The sequence below is a fragment of the Mumia xiangluensis genome, assembly GCF_010994095.1.
In the GTDB taxonomy this organism is placed as follows: domain Bacteria; phylum Actinomycetota; class Actinomycetes; order Propionibacteriales; family Nocardioidaceae; genus Mumia; species Mumia xiangluensis.
In genome coordinates this window covers 1-5,436 of sequence record NZ_WJYO01000009.1, presented here as the reverse complement: position 1 = coordinate 5,436, position 5,436 = coordinate 1, and the positions used below count along the sequence as shown (strand labels likewise).

At 56.2% G+C, this 5,436-nt stretch carries 3 rRNA genes; all 3 read right to left on the bottom strand.

Going from position 1 to position 5,436, the window contains the following annotated elements:
- Position 1: 1 nt before the first annotated feature.
- Positions 2-118: ribosomal RNA gene (gene rrf, locus GH747_RS21915) — 5S ribosomal RNA — on the bottom strand.
- 129 nt (positions 119-247) lie between these two features.
- Positions 248-3,360 (bottom strand): 23S ribosomal RNA (locus GH747_RS21910).
- Positions 3,361-3,737: 377 nt separating this feature from the next.
- Positions 3,738-5,257 (bottom strand): 16S ribosomal RNA (locus GH747_RS21905).
- The 16S, 23S and 5S rRNA genes sit together here, the layout of an rRNA operon.
- Positions 5,258-5,436: the final 179 nt, after the last annotated feature.

Genomic DNA, 5,436 nt, shown 5'->3' with positions numbered 1-5,436 from the left:
TGTCCGGCGGCGTCCTACTCTCCCACACAGTCTCCCGTGCAGTACCATCGGCGCTGAAGGGCTTAACTTCCGGGTTCGGAATGTTACCGGGTGTTTCCCCTTCGCCATGGCCGCCGTAACCCTACGGGCTACAACCCCCACACACGCGTGTGTGTGGGTGTGAACCAAAAGCTCGATATTGTGTTTTTGGTTCTGGGTTGTGATCCCAGAACCTCACAGTGGACGCATAAGTGTCGTTGAAGTGTGTGTAGACAAGCCCTCGGCCTATTAGTACCGGTCAGCTACACGCATTGCTGCGCTTCCACTTCCGGCCTATCAACCCAGTGGTCTACTGGGGGCCTTAACCCACAAGGGGTGGGAAACCTCATCTTGAAACGTGCTTCCCGCTTAGATGCTTTCAGCGGTTATCACTCCCGAACGTAGCTAATCAGCAGTGCTCTTGGCAGAACAACTGACACACCAGAGGTTCGTCCATCCCGGTCCTCTCGTACTAGGGACAGCCTTTCTCAAGTTTCCTACGCGCGCGGCGGATAGGGACCGAACTGTCTCACGACGTTCTAAACCCAGCTCGCGTGCCGCTTTAATGGGCGAACAGCCCAACCCTTGGGACCTGCTCCAGCCCCAGGATGCGACGAGCCGACATCGAGGTGCCAAACCATCCCGTCGATATGGACTCTTGGGGAAGATCAGCCTGTTATCCCCGGGGTACCTTTTATCCGTTGAGCGACGCCGCTTCCACATGCCAGCGCCGGGTCACTAGTCCCGACTTTCGTCCCTGCTCCACCCGTCGGTGTCACAGTCAAGCTCCCTTGTGCACTTACACTCAACACCTGATTGCCAACCAGGCTGAGGGAACCTTTGGGCGCCTCCGTTACATTTTAGGAGGCAACCGCCCCAGTTAAACTACCCACCAGGCACTGTCCCTGATCCGGATCACGGACCTAAGTTAGATATCTAGTACGACCAGAGTGGTATTTCAACAACGACTCCACAACCACTGGCGTGGCCGCTTCACAGTCTCCCACCTATCCTACACAAGTCGAACCAAACACCAATACCAAGCTGTAGTGAAGGTCCCGGGGTCTTTCCGTCCTGCCGCGCGTAACGAGCATCTTTACTCGTAGTGCAATTTCGCCGAGCTCGCGGTTGAGACAGCGCCCAAGTCGTTACTCCATTCGTGCAGGTCGGAACTTACCCGACAAGGAATTTCGCTACCTTAGGATGGTTATAGTTACCACCGCCGTTTACTGGGGCTTAAGTTCAGTGCTTCGCCTTGCAGCTAACACGTCCCCTTAACCTTCCAGCACCGGGCAGGAGTCAGTCCGTATACATCGAATTACTTCTTCGCACGGACCTGTGTTTTTAGTAAACAGTCGCTTGGGCCTGGTCTCTGCGGCCATCAACGCTCCCCCAGCAAGTGGGTTCACGAATCAGGCCCCCCTTCTCCCGAAGTTACGGGGGCATTTTGCCGAGTTCCTTAACCACGATTCACTCGATCGCCTTGGTATTCTCTACCTGACCACCTGTGTCGGTTTGGGGTACGGGCGGCTCTGGTACTCGCTAGAGGCTTTTCTCGACAGCATAGGATCACTCACTTCACCCGAAGGCTCGGCATCAGATCTCAGGCACATGAGGAACGGATTTGCCTATCCCTCGCCCTACGTCCTTACACGCGGACAACCATCGCCGCGATGAGCTACCTTCCTGCGTCACCCCATCACTTGCCTACTACCAGCTCGGGTCACACGCTCACCAGAACACGCCACCCCGAAGGGTGATCACGCCTGGCTCGGGTGCTTAGCATCACTGATTCAGCATGGGCGCACCAACGCCGGTACGGGAATATCAACCCGTTGTCCATCGACTACGCCTGTCGGCCTCGCCTTAGGTCCCGACTTACCCAGGGCAGATTAGCTTGACCCTGGAACCCTTGGTCATTCGGCGGAAGAGTTTCTCACTCTTCATTCGCTACTCATGCCTGCATTCTCACTCGTGTGGCATCCACGGCTGGGTCACCCCGCCGCTTCACACGCCACACGACGCTCCCCTACCCATCCACACACCTGGACCCACCCAAAGGCGGGCCGAGTACACGTATGAATGCCATAGCTTCGGCGGATTGCTTGAGCCCCGCTAAATTGTCGGCGCAGAATCACTTGACCAGTGAGCTATTACGCACTCTTTCAAGGGTGGCTGCTTCTAAGCCAACCTCCTGGTTGTCTCTGCGACTCCACATCCTTTTCCACTTAGCAACCGCTTAGGGGCCTTAGCTGATGGTCTGGGCTGTTTCCCTCTCGACTACGGAGCTTATCCCCCGCAGTCTCACTGCCGCTCTCTCACTTGCCGGCATTCGGAGTTTGGCTGATTTCGGTAAGCTTGTAGGCCCCCTAGACCATCCAGTGCTCTACCTCCGGCAAGAAACAAACGACGCTGCACCTAAATGCATTTCGGGGAGAACCAGCTATCACGGAGTTTGATTGGCCTTTCACCCCTATCCACAGGTCATCCCCTCAGTTTTTAACCTAAGTGGGTTCGGTCCTCCACGCGGTCTTACCCGCGCTTCAACCTGCCCATGGATAGATCACTCCGCTTCGGGTCTAGAGCACGCGACTCAAACGCCCTATTCGGACTCGCTTTCGCTACGGCTACCCCCCAACGGGTTAACCTCGCCACGTACCACTAACTCGCAGGCTCATTCTTCAAAAGGCACGCCGTCACCCCAACACAAAGTCAAGGCTCCGACGGATTGTAGGCACATGGTTTCAGGTACTATTTCACTCCCCTCCCGGGGTACTTTTCACCTTTCCCTCACGGTACTAGTCCGCTATCGGTCATCGAGGAGTATTTAGGCTTAACGGGTGGTCCCGCCAAATTCACGCGCAATTCCAGGAGTCACGCGTTACTCGGGAAACATGCAAGGAAGACTCAAGCTTACGTCTACAGGGGTCTCACCCTCTACGCCAGACCATTCCAGGCCCTTCGACTTCACTCAAGCTTTATCACTTCCCGCCAGCTCGGCAGAACCAGCAAGCACGCTCCCACGACCCCGCACAGACAACAACTGCCGTCTTGAACATCTGCACGGTTTAGCCTCATCCGCTTTCGCTCGCCACTACTCACGGAATCACGGTTGTTTTCTCTTCCTGTGGGTACTGAGATGTTTCACTTCCCCACGTTCCCTCCGCACGCCCTATATATTCAGGCGCCGGTGACCAGACATAACTCTGGCCGGGTTTCCCCATTCGGACACCCCCGGATCACAGCTCGGTTGTCAACTCCCCGGGGCTTATCGCAGACTCCTACGTCCTTCATCGGCTCTCGATGCCAAGGCATCCACCATGTGCCCTTAGTAGCTTGCAAAATACACACACTACAAAGACACTCGCGTCCACTGTGAAGTTCTCAAACCACAACCCGCAACCACCCAACAGGCAAGAAAACCCTCACCCACCAGCATGGCCGGAACAGAAACACCCACACCCCCCACCCAAAAGAGCAGGAGGTGTCTGATGCCTCAGGACCCAACAGTGTGCCCAAACCAACCCCACCACACCCAACCCCGTTCCACACCCACCCCCAAAGAGGACAGGCAGTACTAAGACCAGGCCGGCAGCACCAGCTTGAATAATCGACGTTCCACCATCTGAGCACCCGACCACCACGACATCCGCGTGATCAAGCCGGGAACACACCCCCTCCCACCACCAGGATGAGAGACGATGAGCAATGCTCCTTAGAAAGGAGGTGATCCAGCCGCACCTTCCGGTACGGCTACCTTGTTACGACTTCGTCCCAATCGCCAGCCCCACCTTCGACAGCTCCCTCCCACAAGGGGTTAGGCCACCGGCTTCGGGTGTTGCCGACTTTCATGACGTGACGGGCGGTGTGTACAAGGCCCGGGAACGTATTCACCGCAGCGTTGCTGATCTGCGATTACTAGCGACTCCGACTTCATGGGGTCGAGTTGCAGACCCCAATCCGAACTGAGACCGGCTTTTTGGGATTCGCTCCACCTTGCAGTTTCGCAGCCCTTTGTACCGGCCATTGTAGCATGCTTGAAGCCCTGGACATAAGGGGCATGATGACTTGACGTCATCCCCACCTTCCTCCGAGTTGACCCCGGCAGTCTCCTATGAGTCCCCACCACTACGTGCTGGCAACATAGGACAAGGGTTGCGCTCGTTGCGGGACTTAACCCAACATCTCACGACACGAGCTGACGACAGCCATGCACCACCTGTACACCAGTGTCCAAAGAGACCCACATCTCTGCAGGCTTCTGGCGTATGTCAAACCCAGGTAAGGTTCTTCGCGTTGCATCGAATTAATCAGCATGCTCCGCCGCTTGTGCGGGCCCCCGTCAATTCCTTTGAGTTTTAGCCTTGCGGCCGTACTCCCCAGGCGGGGCGCTTAATGCGTTAGCTGCGGCACGGAACCCGTGGAATGGATCCCACACCTAGCGCCCAACGTTTACGGCATGGACTACCAGGGTATCTAATCCTGTTCGCTCCCCATGCTTTCGCTCCTCAGCGTCAGAACAGGCCCAGAGAACCGCCTTCGCCACCGGTGTTCCTCCTGATATCTGCGCATTCCACCGCTACACCAGGAATTCCGTTCTCCCCTGCCTGCCTCTAGTCTGCCCGTATCGGAAGCACGAATGGGGTTAAGCCCCAAGTTTTCACTCCCGACGCGACAAACCGCCTACGAGCCCTTTACGCCCAATAATTCCGGACAACGCTCGGACCCTACGTATTACCGCGGCTGCTGGCACGTAGTTGGCCGGTCCTTCTTCTGTAGGTACCGTCACTTGCGCTTCGTCCCTACTGAAAGAGGTTTACAACCCGAAGGCCGTCATCCCTCACGCGGCGTTGCTGGATCAGGCTTCCGCCCATTGTCCAATATTCCCCACTGCTGCCTCCCGTAGGAGTCTGGGCCGTGTCTCAGTCCCAGTGTGGCCGGTCACCCTCTCAGGCCGGCTACCCGTCGTCGCCTTGGTAGGCCATCACCCCACCAACAAGCTGATAGGCCGCGAGCTCATCCCCCACCGAAAAAACTTTCCACCAATTCCCATGCAGAAAAAGGTCATATCCGGTATTAGCCACCGTTTCCAGAGGTTATCCCAGAGTGAAGGGCAGATTACTCACGTGTTACTCACCCGTTCGCCGCTCGTGTACCCCGAAAGGCCTTACCGCTCGACTTGCATGTGTTAAGCACGCCGCCAGCGTTCGTCCTGAGCCAGGATCAAACTCTCCGTCGAAAACCCAACCAAAGGCTGAGCCACAACATCAAACATTTGAACCCGGACTAACTATTTGCTGACAAATAATTTGTCACGGAATCATGACCCCAAAAAGGCCATACTGATTATCTCGTCGACTTTTAGCACACTGTTGAGTTCTCAAACATCAGACACACAAAACCCTCAACCCCAAACAC